This is a genomic window from Bdellovibrio sp. ZFWA1 (assembly GCF_056175665.1).
Map to the genome: position 1 here is coordinate 1,060,783 of NZ_JBJKJH010000001.1, position 15,628 is coordinate 1,076,410.

Consider the following 15,628-nt stretch of genomic DNA (forward strand, 5'->3'; position numbering starts at 1 on the left):
CCCAGATCCGCTCTCATTTTGAGTCATCTTTGCCCACAATAGAAATCAGTGGATCGACTAAAAAAAGATCTTTTGCAACCTGTTGAATTTGCTCGGCAGTCACCGCCATATAAGCATCCACAACATCAAGACTTTGCTCAGGATCTAACCCATAAATTTGATCAAACAACATCGCATTACACACAGCTGATTTTCGCTGAAGATCAATATCATGACGGCCTATGAGGTATCTTTGGGCTCGCGCCAGCTCGACAGCACTTACTTTCTCCATCGTCAGCTTTAAAAATTCTGCCTTCAGCATTTCAATAGCTTTTTCAGTTTTTTCTGGAGAACAACCTATATATCCACCGAAATATCCACATTCAATTCCGTACATATTCAACGGTGACACCGAGTACGCCAAAGAGTTTTTATCGCGAAGCTCAATAAAGAGCCTTCCTCCTTGGCCTGACAAAATAGATTGAATAACCTCAAGAGCGTACTTACGGTCATCGTCTAACTTCAGGCCCGGATATCCTACAACAATATGAGTTTGTTCTTTTTCTAATTTATGAAAAAGCCTTTGTCCAACGTGCTTATTGGTAAATGGAACAACTTGATTTAGTCGTTGCCCTTGACCTATCTCTTTAGAAATTCGTCGTGCAATCTGAATCCATTTCTTTTCGTCAAAATCACCGACCACACATAAAGTGGCGTTTTTTGCTGAACGAATCTTTCGATAATACTGTAGTAGTTCGGCAGATCCAATAAGATCCAAACTTTGTTCAGTGCCCATCATGTCTCTAGAATAAGGATGGTCCTTGAATAACACTTTCGAAAAATTCAACATGCAGACCTGGGCCGGACTGTCATTTCTTTTTCGAATTTGGTTCTTAAGAATTGTTTTTTCTCGATCAATTTGCTCCTCGGGAAAAGTTGGATGCAACAACACATCTTCGAAAACCTTGGTCGCAACTTCTTCATCTTTTGATAGATAGTCCAGTGAAAGCCCTACAGAGTTTCTACCACCAAATCCAGAAATCCCTGCCGCGATGGATTCCATTATCTGAGCAATGTCTTCTTCCGAATAGTTTTTGCTGCCCGATATCCAATTTCGCGAAAACATTTCTGTTGTGCCTTCAAGTCGAGGTTCTTCACTACGCAAGCCACCCAAAAATGCTATTTTTGCAGAAACCGTCGGCGTTTCGGGTTGATGCCTTAATATGACTGTAAGACCCTCGGGTGTCTTTACGATCTTTATGCGCGGCTTTGTCTTCAATCCTTTGAAATTTAATGAAATTTTCTTGCTCGAGTATCTGACTTTTTTAACTGCAGTCCTTTTTGCTTTCAGCATTCCGTTAAGCTTCTTTAAAGACTTTAAGATAATAGGCTTTAATGTTTTTACATCTTCTGGACTCATGAAGGTAAATGTAAAACAATCCGGCTTAAGATACTTACGAGCAACCTTAGTAACATCGTCAGGTGTAAGAGAATAAATTTGGGATAAATACTTCTTAAAGTACTCGTGGTCTCCCATATAGAATTCATTAGATCCCGCTTTTCTTGCGATGTTATCCACGGTTTCCATAGAATAAATTTCATGACTTGCTAGATTTGTAATTACCTTTTGCAGCTCTTCTTTTGTCGGCGGTGTCGCCAATATCTTTTCAAGCTCTTCTATTGTACCAAGTAATGATTTTTCTAGATTCCCTGGCTCTAAAGACGCCGACACAGCGAATAGCCCATCGTCTTGCATAGAATATGAAAATGCTCCAATCGAATTAACGATAAGATTTTTAATTCTTAAACTATCAACTAAACGCGAAGAATCCCCTGCTCCTAAAATCATACTTAATACATCAAGAGCAGCGACATCTTTATGCTTCACAGAAGGGATTCTCCATGAAAGATAAAAATTTGTTTGCTGAAATTTTGTTTGCTTTACATCTACGCGAATGCTTTTTTGCGAAGGCTCTTTCGGGCGTTTAACTTTCACCAACTTGTTGGGCTCAAAACTTCCGAAATATTCCTGAACCTTCTTTTTCATTTCTGCTGATTGAAAGTCACCAGCAATAACTAAGAACATATTTGAAGGCACATATCGAGAATTGAAATAGGATTTAATTTGCTTAGGAGTCACCTTGCGTATGACTTTGTCAAACCCGATGACTGGAATTCCATAGGGGTGCTTCTTAAAGGTATTCGAAAACAGCGCCTGACTGAGGGCCCGCGATGGGCTGTCTTGGCCTCGCTTAATTTCCTCAATAACAACTTCACGCTCGTTGTCGATCTCGGTTGGATCAAAGGACGGACTGCCCATCATTTGCGATATCACGTCTAAGGCTGTATCAGAATATTGTTTTGAAATGGTTACATAAAAGACTGTTTGATCAAAGCTGGTGTAGGCATTCAGCTCGCCACCCGCCGCCTCAACCACAGAGGCGATTTCACCGACCTTATATTTTTTTGTCCCTTTAAACACTAAGTGCTCGATAAAGTGGCTGATTCCCTGTACTGCCTTAGCCTCATCAGCAGAGCCTGTCTTCACCCACATTTGCACCGAAACCACTGGAGACTTGTGATTTTCCAAAAGAAGTACGTTCATGCCGTTTTTTAGTTGATATTTTTTGGCCATAAATTAGAAGATCTCCCATGGCATTCGGTGTTTATGTTCATATTCCATATTGCATTCAGCGTTGTAGCTATTGCGACTTCGCCACCTACGAGAAAGGATCAATCCTTCCTCCGGATGCTTATCTTCAAGTTCTATTTGAAGAAATGCGACAAAAGCAAAACTACTATCCCAAGCAAACACTAGATACTCTGTATTTTGGAGGCGGAACCCCCAGCTTACTTGACGCCTCTTCTATTGTATCTGTGATTCAAAACTTAGCAAATCTTGGCTTTGAAATAGGACCTAACTCCGAAGTTACTATCGAAATCAATCCAGCCACCGTTTCAGAGGAAAAGCTTAAGATCTATCTAGACAATGGTGTGAATCGCTTTAGTGTTGGGGCTCAGACCTTTGATGACAGGCTGCTAAAAATGGTTAAGCGCGAGCACTCAGCGAAACAGACAATGCAGACGCTCGAACTTTTACAAAAATATGATCTAAATTTTAGTTTCGATATTCTTTTCGCCCTTCCATCTCAGACGCTAGAAGGTCTAAAGAAAGACGTCGATATTGCGATGAACATCGGCGCTCGTCACATTAGCCCTTACTGCCTTACCGTTCCCGACAGCCATCCCCTTTCAAAAGGGCGCCCGGTCGAAGATGATCAGGTCGCGATGTTTGACTATATTTCTGAGCAGCTGAACAGAAATGGCTTCAAACAATATGAAATTTCGAATTTTGCAAAGCCCGGCTACGAATCGCGGCACAATATTTTGTATTGGACTGATGAACCCTGGTGGGGGTTAGGGCTTAGCGCTCATTCCTATACAAAAGACACTCCTTGGGGATTGCGATATTGGAATTTGAACAATATCAATGAGTACGTTAAGCAGGTCCAGTCCTTCCAGGGACAAACATTTGAAAAACCACAGCTACAATTGCCACAGGCACAGTTCGAAATTTTAGAGCCGCATCAAGCCCTGACAGATTTTTGCCATACTTCAATGAGACTAATGACTGGTCTTTCGGCCAAGGCATTAGAAAATAAGTTCTCTGCTAAAATTACAGAAATTGTTGCGCAACGGCTTGCGCCATTAATAAACACCAAGCTGGTTCAGCAACAACATGACATCTGGTCCCTGACACAAGAGGGCATTGTTCTAAGTAATTTAGTTTTCGAAAAGCTGACCTTTTTAGCGACTGAAATTCAATAAATCTGAGTCCTTTTTTAGGACCTGAAATCACCTCGATACATTGACATTTCCCAGTCAGTACACAATGTTAGATGAGTACTTGTCTTTGATGGAGTAACTATGTCTGAAAACGAAAACAACAATCAAAACCAAAACCCTGAATCACCGGTGACTCCTATTGGAACGGACCTGCAGCGCGCCCAAGAAGAGGCAGAAAAATATAAAAATGATTTTCTGTATCTTCGTGCAGAGTTTGAAAACTATAAACGACATGCAATTAAAGAGCGTTCTGATCTTACAAAGTATGGAGCTGAACGATTCATCCGTGATTTTTTAGAAATCATGGATAATTTCGAACGCGCCCTTTCGGTGGAAGTAACGCCTGATAACTACAAAACTGTTATCCAGGGTGTTCAAATGACGACGGCTGAAATCAAATCAACCTTGGGCCGTCACGGAGTTCAAGAGGTGCCTTGTCAAGGAGCAGCCTTTGACCCCAATGTCCACGAGGCTTTGTCCTCCGAGGCAAGCAATGAGGTTCCCGCTGGACATGTTTTGAGAGTCTTTAAAAAGGCCTACAAACTTCACGAAAAACTTCTTCGACCCGCTCAGGTGGTCGTAGCAAAGCAACCTGAATAATAGCTTATGTCAAAAAAGGATTTTTACTCGCTATTAAATGTTTCACGTACGGCCTCTGCGGATGAAATTAAAAAATCATACCGCAAATTGGCCATGCAATATCATCCAGATAAAAATCCCGGCGATAAAAAAGCTGAAGAGCGCTTTAAAGAAATTACAGAAGCCTATGAAACTTTAAGTGATTCGAAAAAGCGCGAAATGTATGACCAATTTGGACACGCAGGAGCACAAGGTTTTGGTGGTGGTGGACCCTTCGGTGGCGCCGGAGGCTACCAAAGAAGTGGTTCTGGCGGCCAGGGCGGCGATCCTTTTCAAGACATATTTGGAGATATTTTCGGAGACGTTTTTGGTGGACGCGGCGGACCTCGGCAACAGCGGCCTGGGGGAAGTCCTCGGCGCGCAAAAGGTGCGGACCTTCGCTATTCTCTAAATATTAGTTTTGAAGAAGCCGCAATTGGTTGTGAAAAAGTCATTCATTTTGTGCGCCAAAGAAATGGCAAAGACGAGTCGGCGAAACTTTCCGTCAACGTCCCTGCTGGTGTTAAAGAAGGTCAGCGCTTAAAGCTGTCCAATGAAGGAGACTCTGGAGTACTTGGTGGAGAAAATGGTGACCTTTATGTTGTCATATCTGTCGCAGAACATCCTTTGTTTACCCGAGAAGAACACGACGTTTTACTAGATTTACCAATTAGCTATTTAGACGCAATCCTAGGTACCAACGTAGAAGTTCCGACACTGACTGGAAAAGCTATGATTCGAATTCCTCAAGGGACCAATACAGGACAACTTTTTAGACTAAAGGGTAAAGGATTTCCTAAGGTTGGCGGATTTGGCAGTGGAGACATGATAGTAAAGGTCCTTGTGGACGTTCCCGCAACTTTGTCTTCAAAATCCAAAGAACTTCTTGAATCATTAGCGAAAAGCCCAGAAGAGACCCCTTTAGTTAAGTCATTTAAAGAAAAAATGAGCGTAGTCATGAGGAGCCGTAAAGCATGAAGCCCTATTTAAAAATTTTTATTCTTCCCGCTTTTTTAGTTTCGTGTGCTGCCGCTCCGATTAAGACAGTTCATACAAGCTCGACCAATAAAGCGCCAAAAAAGGCTTCCAATAAATCAACTACGAAAAAATCTGCCAAGGGAATGGCCGGTCAGGCTCCCGTTATTTCAAGTAGTAGCAAAGCAGATGTCATCAACCCTCTTCAGGCAGAAATTAACAATGCAAAAGCGCTAGAGGCTACTGACCAAGTTGTAAAGGCCGCTTTGATTTATGCTGATGTCGCGACCAAAGCAGTCTCCCCTAAAGATCAAGATGCTCTGAATAGAAAAACCGTCGAACTTTTGGAGCGAATGAGTTCGAAAAGCGAGTTCGAGGATTTCATCGACGATACAAAAAACTTAGCTGCAAAATCCGAGGCATCATTTAGGCTTGGTAAGCTTTTAATGACCGAAAGAAAAAACTCTGATGCCATAGAATATTTTGAAAATTGCATACAGCTTGCGCCTGGAAGTAACGTTGCGATTCAAGCAGAAAATCATATTGCGACCTTAAAAGCTTTAACTTCTGTGTCCCCGACGACAATCGGTGTTGTTCTGCCTTTAACTGGAAAAAATGCAGCTCAGGGGGCCAGAGCTCTTAAGGGAATCACCATGGGTCTGGGTCTGCATCAGGTGGCTTCAAACTTCAAACTTGCAGTCATCGATTCAGAAGGCCAACCCGAAGCAGCAAAGAACGCTGTCGAGCGTTTAGTGAAAGAGGATAATGTCATCGCAGTCGTCGGCGACATCGTTTCGAAAAGTTCAGAAAGCGTCGCAATCTCTGCAACCGAACTTGGAGTTCCAGTCATCGCCTTGTCACAACGTCCAGGCATCACTGATATTGGCTCTACCATATTTAGAAATGCACTTACGCCCGAACAACAGGTTAAACAGCTTGTTCGTTCGGCAATGAACGATCTTGGCATGAAGAGATTCGCCATTTTATTCCCTAACGATTCTTACGGAGTCGAATATACAAATCTTTTTTGGGACGAAGTTGTTGCAAGAGGTGGAACTATCACAGCGGTTCAACCTTATAATTCGAACGATAAAGATTACAGAATCCCGGTTGAAAAGCTTTTGGGAGTCTACTATGGAGAAGCTCGTCAGGCTGAATACTACTTAAGCCTTAAAGAGATCAAATCTCAGGATAAAAAACGATCAATTCGACAATCGAATAATGAAGTTGTCCTAAAACCGATTACAGATTTTGATGCGATCTTTATTCCAGATGGTTCTAAAAACTTTGGACAATTAGCTGCAATGATTTCTTATTATGATGTCACTCAGGCAAAATTCTTAGGTACAAATTTATGGAATACCAACGGTATCAATAAGCGCACAGGTATTTTTGGTGACAATATTGTATTCGTCGATACATTCCTTCCCATTAATAAAGAAGCCTCTGCTAAGTTTGCTTCCGAATTTAAATCTGTTTATGGCGAAGACCCTTCACTGATTGAAATTCAAGCGTATGATTCGGCGTTGATGCTAAGGCAGGTTATTTCAGGTGGTGCCGATACCCGTGATTCTTTAGTGCAAAAATTGGCCGAAATTAAAGAATTCCCGGGCGCTGCAGGGCCCGTAAAAATGACAGAAAATCGGGAACTTATACGTCCTATTACGACTTTGACTCTGATCAAAGGCGAAATTTCTCCTCTAAAAATATCTAAATAATTCCCATAAGTTTTATTTATGGTGATTTAATCAAAAAATTTAACCGCACTGCGCTTGGTCAGAGTCCTATGACCAATTCGCAGGCGCCATGAGGCCTTGCGAAATCTCTAAGAAGGAGGTTTTCCATGAAGGTCCAGTTTTCCGAAGAAGTCATAACCCAATGCCAATCTAAGTTGCTCCGCATGAAAGCTGAGTTGCTAAACAGAGTCCGTCAAGCGCATTTGGATTTCACTTATTCTGAAAAATCCGGCGACGAAGGCGACCAATCAACGGCGCACATGGAAGAACACTCGTTTCTAGTCAATCAAGAGCGTTTGCGCAGTCAGCTCTTCGAGGTCGAGATGGCTCTTGCAAGAATAGAGCAAGGCATCTTTGGTATATGCGAAGAAACTGAGGAGCCTATCGAGATCGATCGTCTGCTAGCGATTCCCTGGACGCGGCTTTCTATAGAGGGTGCCGAGCTGCGTGAAACATTCCAGAAGAGATATGCGCGTTAATTAATCACGCAGTGCTTTTTTAGTGACACTTTTCATTTCCCCCGCAATATACAACTTAAATTTCGGCCAAGACTCATCATTGCGGGGGGGTAAAGATGAACGTAACCGAACAGCACGAACTAGATATAGAAAACTTAAGAAAGTCTCTTTTAAATCAAAAAGGAGAAATTCTAAATAAGTCTCAAGAGTTCAAATCTGAACAAGCCAATGCAGAAACTTCTTCTGATGAAGCAGACTCTGCCACGAATGATATTCTAAACAGCACTTCTATTTTGCTCTTAGAAAAAGATCGCCTTGCTTTATTTGCTATCGAGCGCGCTTTAGCAAAAATTGCTGATGGCAGTTATGGCTGTTGCGAAGAATGCGGAGTAAAAATTTCTACTCGCAGACTTCAGGCCAGACCATTCACAGCCCTATGTATTGAATGCCAAGAAGATCTAGAAATTTCTGGCTCTCAATTGCAATAAATTCTCTTAAACCACTCATTGGACGAGTCTAGCTGACATGGATGTCAGTCCAATTTTTTATTATTTATTCAAGGTTTTCACAGTCACACCCGATCAGATTCATACAGCAAGTTGACCCGCAAGACGCGGAGGAGATGTATGAGTTTCGACGATAAAGTAATGGATATTCCTCAGACGCTGCCCATGTTACCTGTACGTGACATCGTGGTATTTCCTTACATGATCATTCCGCTTTTTGTCGGTAGAGAGACTTCAATCCGTTCGGTTGAAGAAGCACTAGCAAAAAACAGACTGATCTTCTTGGCTTCTCAGAAAGATATTTCCGAGGACAGCCCAACGCCTGAATCCATCTACACGGTTGGAACTGTGGCTATGATCATGAGAATGCGTAAGCTTTCTGATGGCCGAGTTAAAATTCTTATTCAAGGTGTAGCTAAAGCGCAGGTTAAAAACTTTAACCGCACCAGCCCAAGTTTTGAAGTTTCAGTGGAAAAAATTGAGGACACTCCAGTAACTGTGTCAGCAATTGAAACTGAAGCTATGATTCGAACTGCAAAAGAGCACATCGAAAGAATCATCGCTCTTGGCAGACCTCTATCTCCTGATATTCTTTTAGTCCTTGATGATGTTAATGATCCAGGTCGCATTGCAGACCTAATTGCATCAAATCTTGGAATTAAAGTTCAAGACTCTCAAAAAGTTCTTGAAACATATGATCCAGTTGCTCGTCTTAAGTTCGTTAACGAATTGTTAGCTGCAGAACTTGAAGTGATGCAAGCACAACAAAAGATGCGTTCTGGCTCGAAAGAAGACATGTCGAAAACTCAAAGAGAATATTTCCTTCGCGAACAAATGAAAGCTATAAAGAATGAGCTTGGCGAAGGCGACTCTAAAGGTGAAGAAATGGATGAACTTAGAGAGAAGATCATCAACTCTGGAATGCCGACACAGGTAGAGGCAGAAGCCCTTAAACAATTGGGTCGTCTTGAAAGAATGCATCCAGATGCTTCGGAAGCGACAATGGTAAGAACTTATCTTGATTGGATGGTTGATTTACCTTGGGCTAAGAAAACTGAAGATATTTTAGATTTAGTTAAAGCCAAAGAAATTCTTGATGACGATCACTACGATCTTCAGAAAGTTAAAGACCGCGTCCTTGAATTTTTAGCGGTTAGAAAATTGAAACATGATATGAAGGGTCCTATCCTTTGCTTCGGTGGACCTCCAGGAGTAGGTAAAACATCACTTGGTCGTTCAATCGCAAAAGCAATGGGACGTGAGTATCACCGAATTGCCTTGGGTGGCGTTAAGGATGAAGCTGAAATTCGTGGTCACCGTCGTACTTATGTTGGTGCGATGCCAGGAAAAGTAATTCAGGCTCTTCGTCAGTGCAAAACAAACAACCCTGTTATTGTTTTGGATGAAATCGATAAGTTAGGTTCTGACTTCAGAGGCGATCCGTCAGCAGCAATGCTAGAGGTTCTTGACCCTGAACAAAACCAAACTTTCCGCGATAACTATTTAAATGTGGATTTTGACCTTTCAAACGTATTGTTCATTGCGACTGCGAACGTTCTAGAGAACATCCCACCAGCATTGCGTGATCGTATGGAAATCATCAATATCCCTGGCTATACCGAAAATGACAAAATGCTTATCACCCGTAAGCACTTGATCGATCGCCAAATCGAGTCCAATGGTATCACAAGCGAAAACATCAAATTTACTGATGAAGGTATCAAATATCTAATCGCAGGATATACACGCGAAGCTGGTCTTCGTAACCTTGAACGCGAAGTGGGCTCAATCTGCCGTAAGGTCGCGAAAATGGTTGTAATGAACGAAACAAAGTTCATCGAAATCAACGCGACAACAGTACCAGAGCTTCTAGGTCCTCCACGTTTCTTGCGTGATGATAAGGTCTCTGACTCGATGGTCGGAATTGTTCAAGGTTTAGCTTGGACACAGGCTGGCGGCGAAGTCTTGATGATCGAAGCTCTTAAAATGAAAGGAAAAGGTCATCTTCAATTGACGGGCCAACTTGGCGACGTCATGAAGGAATCAGCCCAGGCAGCAATGAGTTATGCTCGTGCGCATATGGAAGAGCTAGAAATTCCGGAAGATTTCTTTGAAAAGTTTGATATCCACGTGCATTTACCAGCAGGTGCTATCCCTAAAGATGGGCCTTCTGCAGGTATCACTCTAACAACAGCTCTTGTGAGCTTGATGACTGAGACTCCTGTGCGCCACGATATCGCAATGACAGGTGAAGTAACCCTACAGGGTCGTGTTTTACCGGTCGGCGGAATTCGCGAGAAATGTTTGGCAGCTTTAAATCAGGGCATTACTAATGTAATTATCCCGATGGCGAACCAAAAGGATCTTGCTGATATCCCTCAGCAATTTAAAGACAAAATGAACTTTATTTTGGCTGAAAATTTAGACGAAGTTTTTGCAGTGGTCTTCGAGAAAACTGAGCGATCACACAAAAAAGCACCAGGCAAAAAAGAGCAAAAGAAATCAAAAGCTCTTGCAGCCTAACATCGCCCCTCCCAACCACCTTAAAAAAGTGGATGCGATAAAAACAAAAGGACCTGTTACCAGGTCCTTTTGTTTTATTTTACAACAACAACAATTTAGATTCTTTACTGTTTGAATCCTTTAAGGCGATCATTTTCTGATTCAAGGACTCGAACTAATGTTTTTAAATCAGAAACTTCTTCTTTAAGTAACAACATCTGCTCTTCTTTTTCCGCAAGTATCAAGGTGTAAGCACGCTTGAGTTCGGAAAGAAGACGATTAGCTACATCAAGAACAGACTCTTCCGTAGGCGCTAACTTCATCTGCTGGTTCTGACTCACTCCAAAGTTTGCGCTTTCGCTACTTAGGGAGGGGCGATGCCCTTTGGCTTGAGAGTCGATCGGCTCGTCGATGATAAAGTACTTACCATCATCTAACCGAAAGCGGATGTCCTCAGACTTAATGCGACGTCGAAGTGTGCTCACACTCACTTTGTACTTTGTTGAGTAATCAGTTAAGGGTAACCACATATTCATCGTCGTCATTTCACCTACTTAGGGCCTCGGGGTTAGGTGGAAACACCCTTAGCCATCTGGATATTCACGATAACATACCAAAGTCTGCTGTCAAATTTTTGATATATAAACTCGACCTTTGTTTGGTTATTCATTGCCTATCCACATGGTCAAGGTATGATAAGCCTATGAAAATTGCCGAGAAAAAGAAAATTGCCTTGGTTTTAAGCGGCGGCGGAATTAAAGCTGCGGCCTATCATATTGGCGTGTGTTTAGCACTTCAGGAAAAAGGATTTAAATTCGCGGGCGGACCTAAATCCGTCGTTCACCAAAGATTTCCCCAGGATGACCCAAAGACTATACGGCTCTATGTGGGCTCAAGTGCTGGTGCTTTCATCGCAGCTATTCTATCGGCAGGATATAATGTTGAATCACTCATCAACGCTTTCGAACTCGGAATAGGACAAAACGCTGTTTACGATAAAAATGACCTCGAGTATCTTAAACCATTTGGCTACAGATCTATTTTCAATTTGAACTCACGAGGCCTACTTCGGTTCATTCCCGACACCCTTCTTAATAAATCTTTAGTCACCGGTGGTTTAGAAGCCATGCTAAAAAATGGGCTGAAATTGAACGGGCTGTTTTCAACTAAAGGAATGGAAAAGTATCTTCGAAGACATGCACTTTTAGAAAATGATTTTTCGAAACTTGGGGTTGAGCTTTACATCGTTGCCACCCAACTAAACCACACAAGAAAAGCGATATTTGGACCATGGGAAAAGAGTTCAAAAACAAGCACAACAAAGTACATCAACTATGCACCCATTAGTGAGGCTGTCGCTTGTTCGACCTCACTTCCACCCGTTTTTTCTCCTTATGGAGTTAACAATCAGGATGGAAAAGAAATCTTTTACTATGATGGTGAAATTCGGGAAACCATGTCGACCCATATCGCCGAAGATCAAGGCGCGGATCTAGTTATCGCCTCCTATTCCATGGAACCGTATCACTTTACTGAAGAAATGGGTTCTTTGCACAAATATGGAGTGCCGGTCATATTGAATCAGGCGCTTTATCAAACGCTTCAACAGAAAGTTGTTCGCGCCAAAGAGCTTAGATCGGATTTGGATCAGACCTATCACGAAATTGATGCCTATCTTGAGGCGCAAAACGTCGATGGGAAAGTTAAATCGGAAGTTCTTGGAATCTTTAAAAGAAACTTAAACTATAGAAACAATGTGGATCATATATACATTGCCCCCCGACCTCAAAACTACGAAATGTTTTTTGTGGATCACTTCAGCTTGAATCCTCAGATACTAGAGCGCATTGTTCGCATCGGTTTCAAGGCAGGAATTAGTGCTTTAAGACAGCACAACTTATAAAAAAAGGAGCCTTGCGGCTCCTTTTTTTATTAACTCAAAGACTTCTCTACCAGTTGGAAAAGAGGCCCTGACGCCAACCCTAGAACAATAATTAATATTGCGGTGGCAACAACTGCAATTGTAGTTCCATTCAAAGAATGCTCAGCAACGTCTGCATCACCCTCTTTCATGTACATCACAACAATAGGTCGTAGGTAGTAGTAAACGCTAATAACAGAGTTCACAACGCCCCAAATTGCCAACCACATAAGTCCTTGGCCAATGGCTGCAGTAAACATATAGAACTTACCAAAGAATCCAATTGTAGGTGGAATACCTGCAAGTGAAAGCATAAATACAGTCAAGCAAAGAGCCAAAACTGGTCGCTTCTTTGCAAGTCCAGCCAAATCCTCAACATTGATAATATGTCCTTCGGATCTTTCCAACATATGAACTACGGCAAAGGCACCAAAAGTCATAAGAGTGTAGCTTAGCAAGTAAAAGATAACACCAGATGCTCCAAAACTACCATCTTTGGCTACGCCTGCCGTGATAACTCCGACTAGAACATATCCAGAGTGCGCAATAGATGAATACGCTAAAACTCGTTTCAAGTTTCCTTGAATGATAGCAGCCATGTTTCCAACTAGCATTGTGATGACCGCAATCCATTGAAGAAAATCAAAAAGCTGCTCGTTACCACCGAATACTTTAGTCGCTGCAATTCTTAAAAAAGCCGCAAAAGAAACCGTTTTTACTGCGGTAGCCATGAATGCCGTATGCGGTGTTGGCGCTCCTTGATAGACATCTGGAGTCCAAGCATGAAACGGAGCCATTGAAACCTTGAAGCAAAATCCTAAAATAACCAATGTAATACCAAGAACAAAAAGCTTGTTTACAGCGATCAATTCCGGCGCTTTGTCTAGAAGGTTGATGATGTTTGTTGATTGAGAAGAACCAAAAACAAAAGCAACACCGTAAAGGAACAACGCCGAAGCAAAAGATCCCAAAACGAAGTATTTAAGCGCTGATTCCTTAGATAGTCTTTCTTCATGGCTCATACCAATCATTAGGTATAACGGTAACGACATCATCTCTAGGCCAATAAAGACTGTTAATAAATCAACCGCCGTGATCAGTACTAACATTCCCAGTGCCGAGCTCATTGCCAAGAAAATCAATTCCGAAAACTGATTTCCCTTTGTCGCCGGATTTTCGTACATCAACACCATTGCTGATCCAACAGCAGCTAATGCAATCAACGACATCCACTGTGACAAGCCATCAAACAGCAAAGAACCATTAAACGCTGTTTGTCCAGAACCACCAAAGACGATCATTAAACCAGCCGCCAAAATCAAACCCAACAAACCTTGAGTTAAAGTTGCAATGCCTGGTTGCTCTTTATTTCCACGAAGAACTTTCACTGTGATTGGCAAAAGACTTACCAAAAACAGCGCAATCATCGGAGAGATTAATAAGATATCGCTTAAACCAACTGTAACATTCATAACTACTCCCCAACCCCAGCATTTGCAGTTTCAGCAGCCGGAGCCTCCGTATTTGAATTTACTGATTCACTTGCCGTCGCCGCAGCAGGAGTTTGCTCTTGGCCTGCAATGACTAAGTTATAGTTAGCGCGATTGCCAACTAGATGATCAATACTCTTTTGACTGAACTTCATAAAGTGTCCTGGAAATAATCCCATCCAAAACACCATAACAACCATTGGAACTAATACTGCGATTTCGCGTTTATCTAAATCGTGAAGTGGGTGATGAGGGTCATTAACCAGCTCGCCCTTTTCACCAAAGAATACTCGCTTAAACATCCACAGCATATAAACGGCACCAAGAACTACGCCCGTTACCGCAAAATAAGCAAATGCTGGAGCCGCTTTGAAAGTTCCTAACAAGATCAAAAATTCACCAACAAATCCGTTCGTCATCGGAACGGCGATCGATGAAAGTGTAATAATGAAAAAGAAAATAGTATAAATTGGAAGCGCCAAAGCCAAGCCACCGTATTTTGATATTTCACGGCTATGAGTACGCTCGTAAATCATACCAATCAAAATGAACAGTGCCCCCGTAGAGATACCGTGGTTTAGCATTTGATAAAGTCCACCGTGCATTCCATAAGCATTGAATGCAAAAAGACCCATCAAAATATAACCCATGTGAGATACCGACGAATAAGCAACGAGCTTCTTGATGTCAGGTTGAACCATAGCCACAAGCGCTCCGTAAATGATTCCCACAACACCAATCAACAGGAACAACCAAGCCCAATGCTCTGCAGCCTCAGGGAACAAAGGAATAACCCATCTCATGAAGCCGTAAGTACCCATCTTAAGCATTACACCAGCCAGAATAACTGAACCTGGTGTTGGCGCCTCAACGTGAGCATCAGGCAACCATGTATGAACCGGAAAGGCAGGAACTTTAATTGCAAATGCCAATGCGAAAGCAAAGAAAAGCAATGTCTGAGCGTTTAAGAAATCACCGCCAACAAATGGTATGTTTAGATTATAAAAATCCAACAAGCTTGCTGACATATTACCTGTTACTGCCTGGGTCATATACATCATGTAGATGATTGCGATCAGCATAAGGACCGAACCAGCCATCGTATAGATGAAGAACTTCACAGTTGCGTAAATTCTACGAGCACCACCCCAAATACCGACCATGAAATACATTGGCACAAGTGAAAGTTCCCAGAACACATAGAAGAAAACTGCGTCCATCGCTAGGAATGTTCCAAGCATTGCCGTTTGAAGAACAAACAATGCTACGTGAAAACCTTTAATTCGATGTTCAATAGACTTCCAGCTGGCCAGAATAATGATCGGAGTTAAGAACGTAGTCAGAATAACCAACCACAACGAAATACCGTCAATTCCAAGGAAGTATTGAATTCCGAATCTTTCGATCCACATATGTTTCTCTACCAACTGAAGGCCGGCAGAGTTCATATCGAAATGTTGGAAAATAGATAAGCTGGCAATAAACTCGATAACCGCCAGACCCATTGCTAAAGGACGCAAACCCTTTTCAGAAGGCCAAAGAGCGATTATCAGAGCAAAAACTAATGGCAATAAAACGATTGAACTGAGAATCATCT

General features: G+C 42.1%; 12 protein-coding genes. 8 read left to right on the forward strand and 4 right to left on the reverse strand.

All coding sequences use genetic code 11. The features are described 5' to 3' along the window. Positions 1–13: 13 nt before the first annotated feature. Entirely contained in the window at positions 14–2,614 is a 2,601-nt protein-coding gene (locus AC04MN_RS05060) for a M16 family metallopeptidase (protein WP_475382100.1), read from the reverse strand. 17 nt (positions 2,615–2,631) lie between these two features. On the opposite strand from AC04MN_RS05060, the gene hemW reads away from it, so the two are divergent. From hemW to lon, 7 genes are all read left to right on the forward strand, one after another. Next, entirely contained in the window at positions 2,632–3,807 is a 1,176-nt protein-coding gene (gene hemW, locus AC04MN_RS05065; RefSeq protein ID WP_475382101.1) for a radical SAM family heme chaperone HemW, read from the forward strand. Between the two features lie 99 nt (positions 3,808–3,906). Further along, the gene (locus tag AC04MN_RS05070) at positions 3,907–4,425 is read left to right on the forward strand and encodes a nucleotide exchange factor GrpE (protein ID WP_475382102.1); all 519 of its coding nucleotides are present in this window, start codon (positions 3,907–3,909) and stop codon (positions 4,423–4,425) included. A 6-nt stretch (positions 4,426–4,431) separates the two neighbouring features. Continuing rightward, the gene (locus AC04MN_RS05075; RefSeq protein ID WP_475382103.1) at positions 4,432–5,421 is read left to right on the forward strand and encodes a DnaJ C-terminal domain-containing protein; all 990 of its coding nucleotides are present in this window, start codon (positions 4,432–4,434) and stop codon (positions 5,419–5,421) included. Beyond that, positions 5,418–7,136, forward strand: coding sequence for a penicillin-binding protein activator (locus AC04MN_RS05080; protein ID WP_475382104.1), 1,719 nt, complete (start codon positions 5,418–5,420; stop codon positions 7,134–7,136). Before AC04MN_RS05075 ends, AC04MN_RS05080 begins: the two co-directional genes overlap by 4 nt. 125 nt (positions 7,137–7,261) lie before the next feature. Continuing rightward, on the forward strand, positions 7,262–7,633 hold the full coding sequence (locus AC04MN_RS05085; RefSeq protein WP_475382105.1) for a TraR/DksA family transcriptional regulator: 372 nt from the start codon (positions 7,262–7,264) through the stop codon (positions 7,631–7,633). Positions 7,634–7,728: 95 nt separating this feature from the next. After that, positions 7,729–8,100, forward strand: a complete 372-nt coding sequence (locus tag AC04MN_RS05090) for a TraR/DksA family transcriptional regulator (protein ID WP_475382106.1) — start codon at positions 7,729–7,731, stop codon at positions 8,098–8,100. A gap of 138 nt (positions 8,101–8,238) precedes the next feature. Next, the gene (lon, locus tag AC04MN_RS05095; protein ID WP_475382107.1) at positions 8,239–10,641 is read left to right on the forward strand and encodes an endopeptidase La; all 2,403 of its coding nucleotides are present in this window, start codon (positions 8,239–8,241) and stop codon (positions 10,639–10,641) included. 104 nt (positions 10,642–10,745) lie between these two features. On the opposite strand, the gene AC04MN_RS05100 is transcribed toward lon, so the two are convergent. Further along, positions 10,746–11,156, reverse strand: a complete 411-nt coding sequence (locus AC04MN_RS05100; protein ID WP_475382108.1) for a hypothetical protein — start codon at positions 11,154–11,156, stop codon at positions 10,746–10,748. Positions 11,157–11,323: 167 nt separating this feature from the next. Here AC04MN_RS05100 and AC04MN_RS05105 point away from each other — a divergent pair, with 167 nt between their 5' ends. After that, positions 11,324–12,523 carry a patatin-like phospholipase family protein gene (locus AC04MN_RS05105; protein ID WP_475382109.1) on the forward strand — a complete coding sequence of 400 codons (1,200 nt, stop codon included), beginning with the start codon at positions 11,324–11,326 and terminating at the stop codon, positions 12,521–12,523. Between the two features lie 29 nt (positions 12,524–12,552). On the opposite strand, the gene AC04MN_RS05110 is transcribed toward AC04MN_RS05105, so the two are convergent. Together AC04MN_RS05110 and AC04MN_RS05115 are read right to left on the reverse strand one after the other, a co-directional pair. Next, a complete protein-coding gene (locus AC04MN_RS05110) occupies positions 12,553–14,013 on the reverse strand; it encodes an NADH-quinone oxidoreductase subunit N (RefSeq protein WP_475382110.1) in 1,461 nt (486 codons plus the stop codon). Between the two features lie 2 nt (positions 14,014–14,015). Then, the gene (locus AC04MN_RS05115) at positions 14,016–15,626 is read right to left on the reverse strand and encodes a complex I subunit 4 family protein (RefSeq protein ID WP_475382111.1); all 1,611 of its coding nucleotides are present in this window, start codon (positions 15,624–15,626) and stop codon (positions 14,016–14,018) included. Between the last annotated feature and the right edge of the window lie 2 nt (positions 15,627–15,628).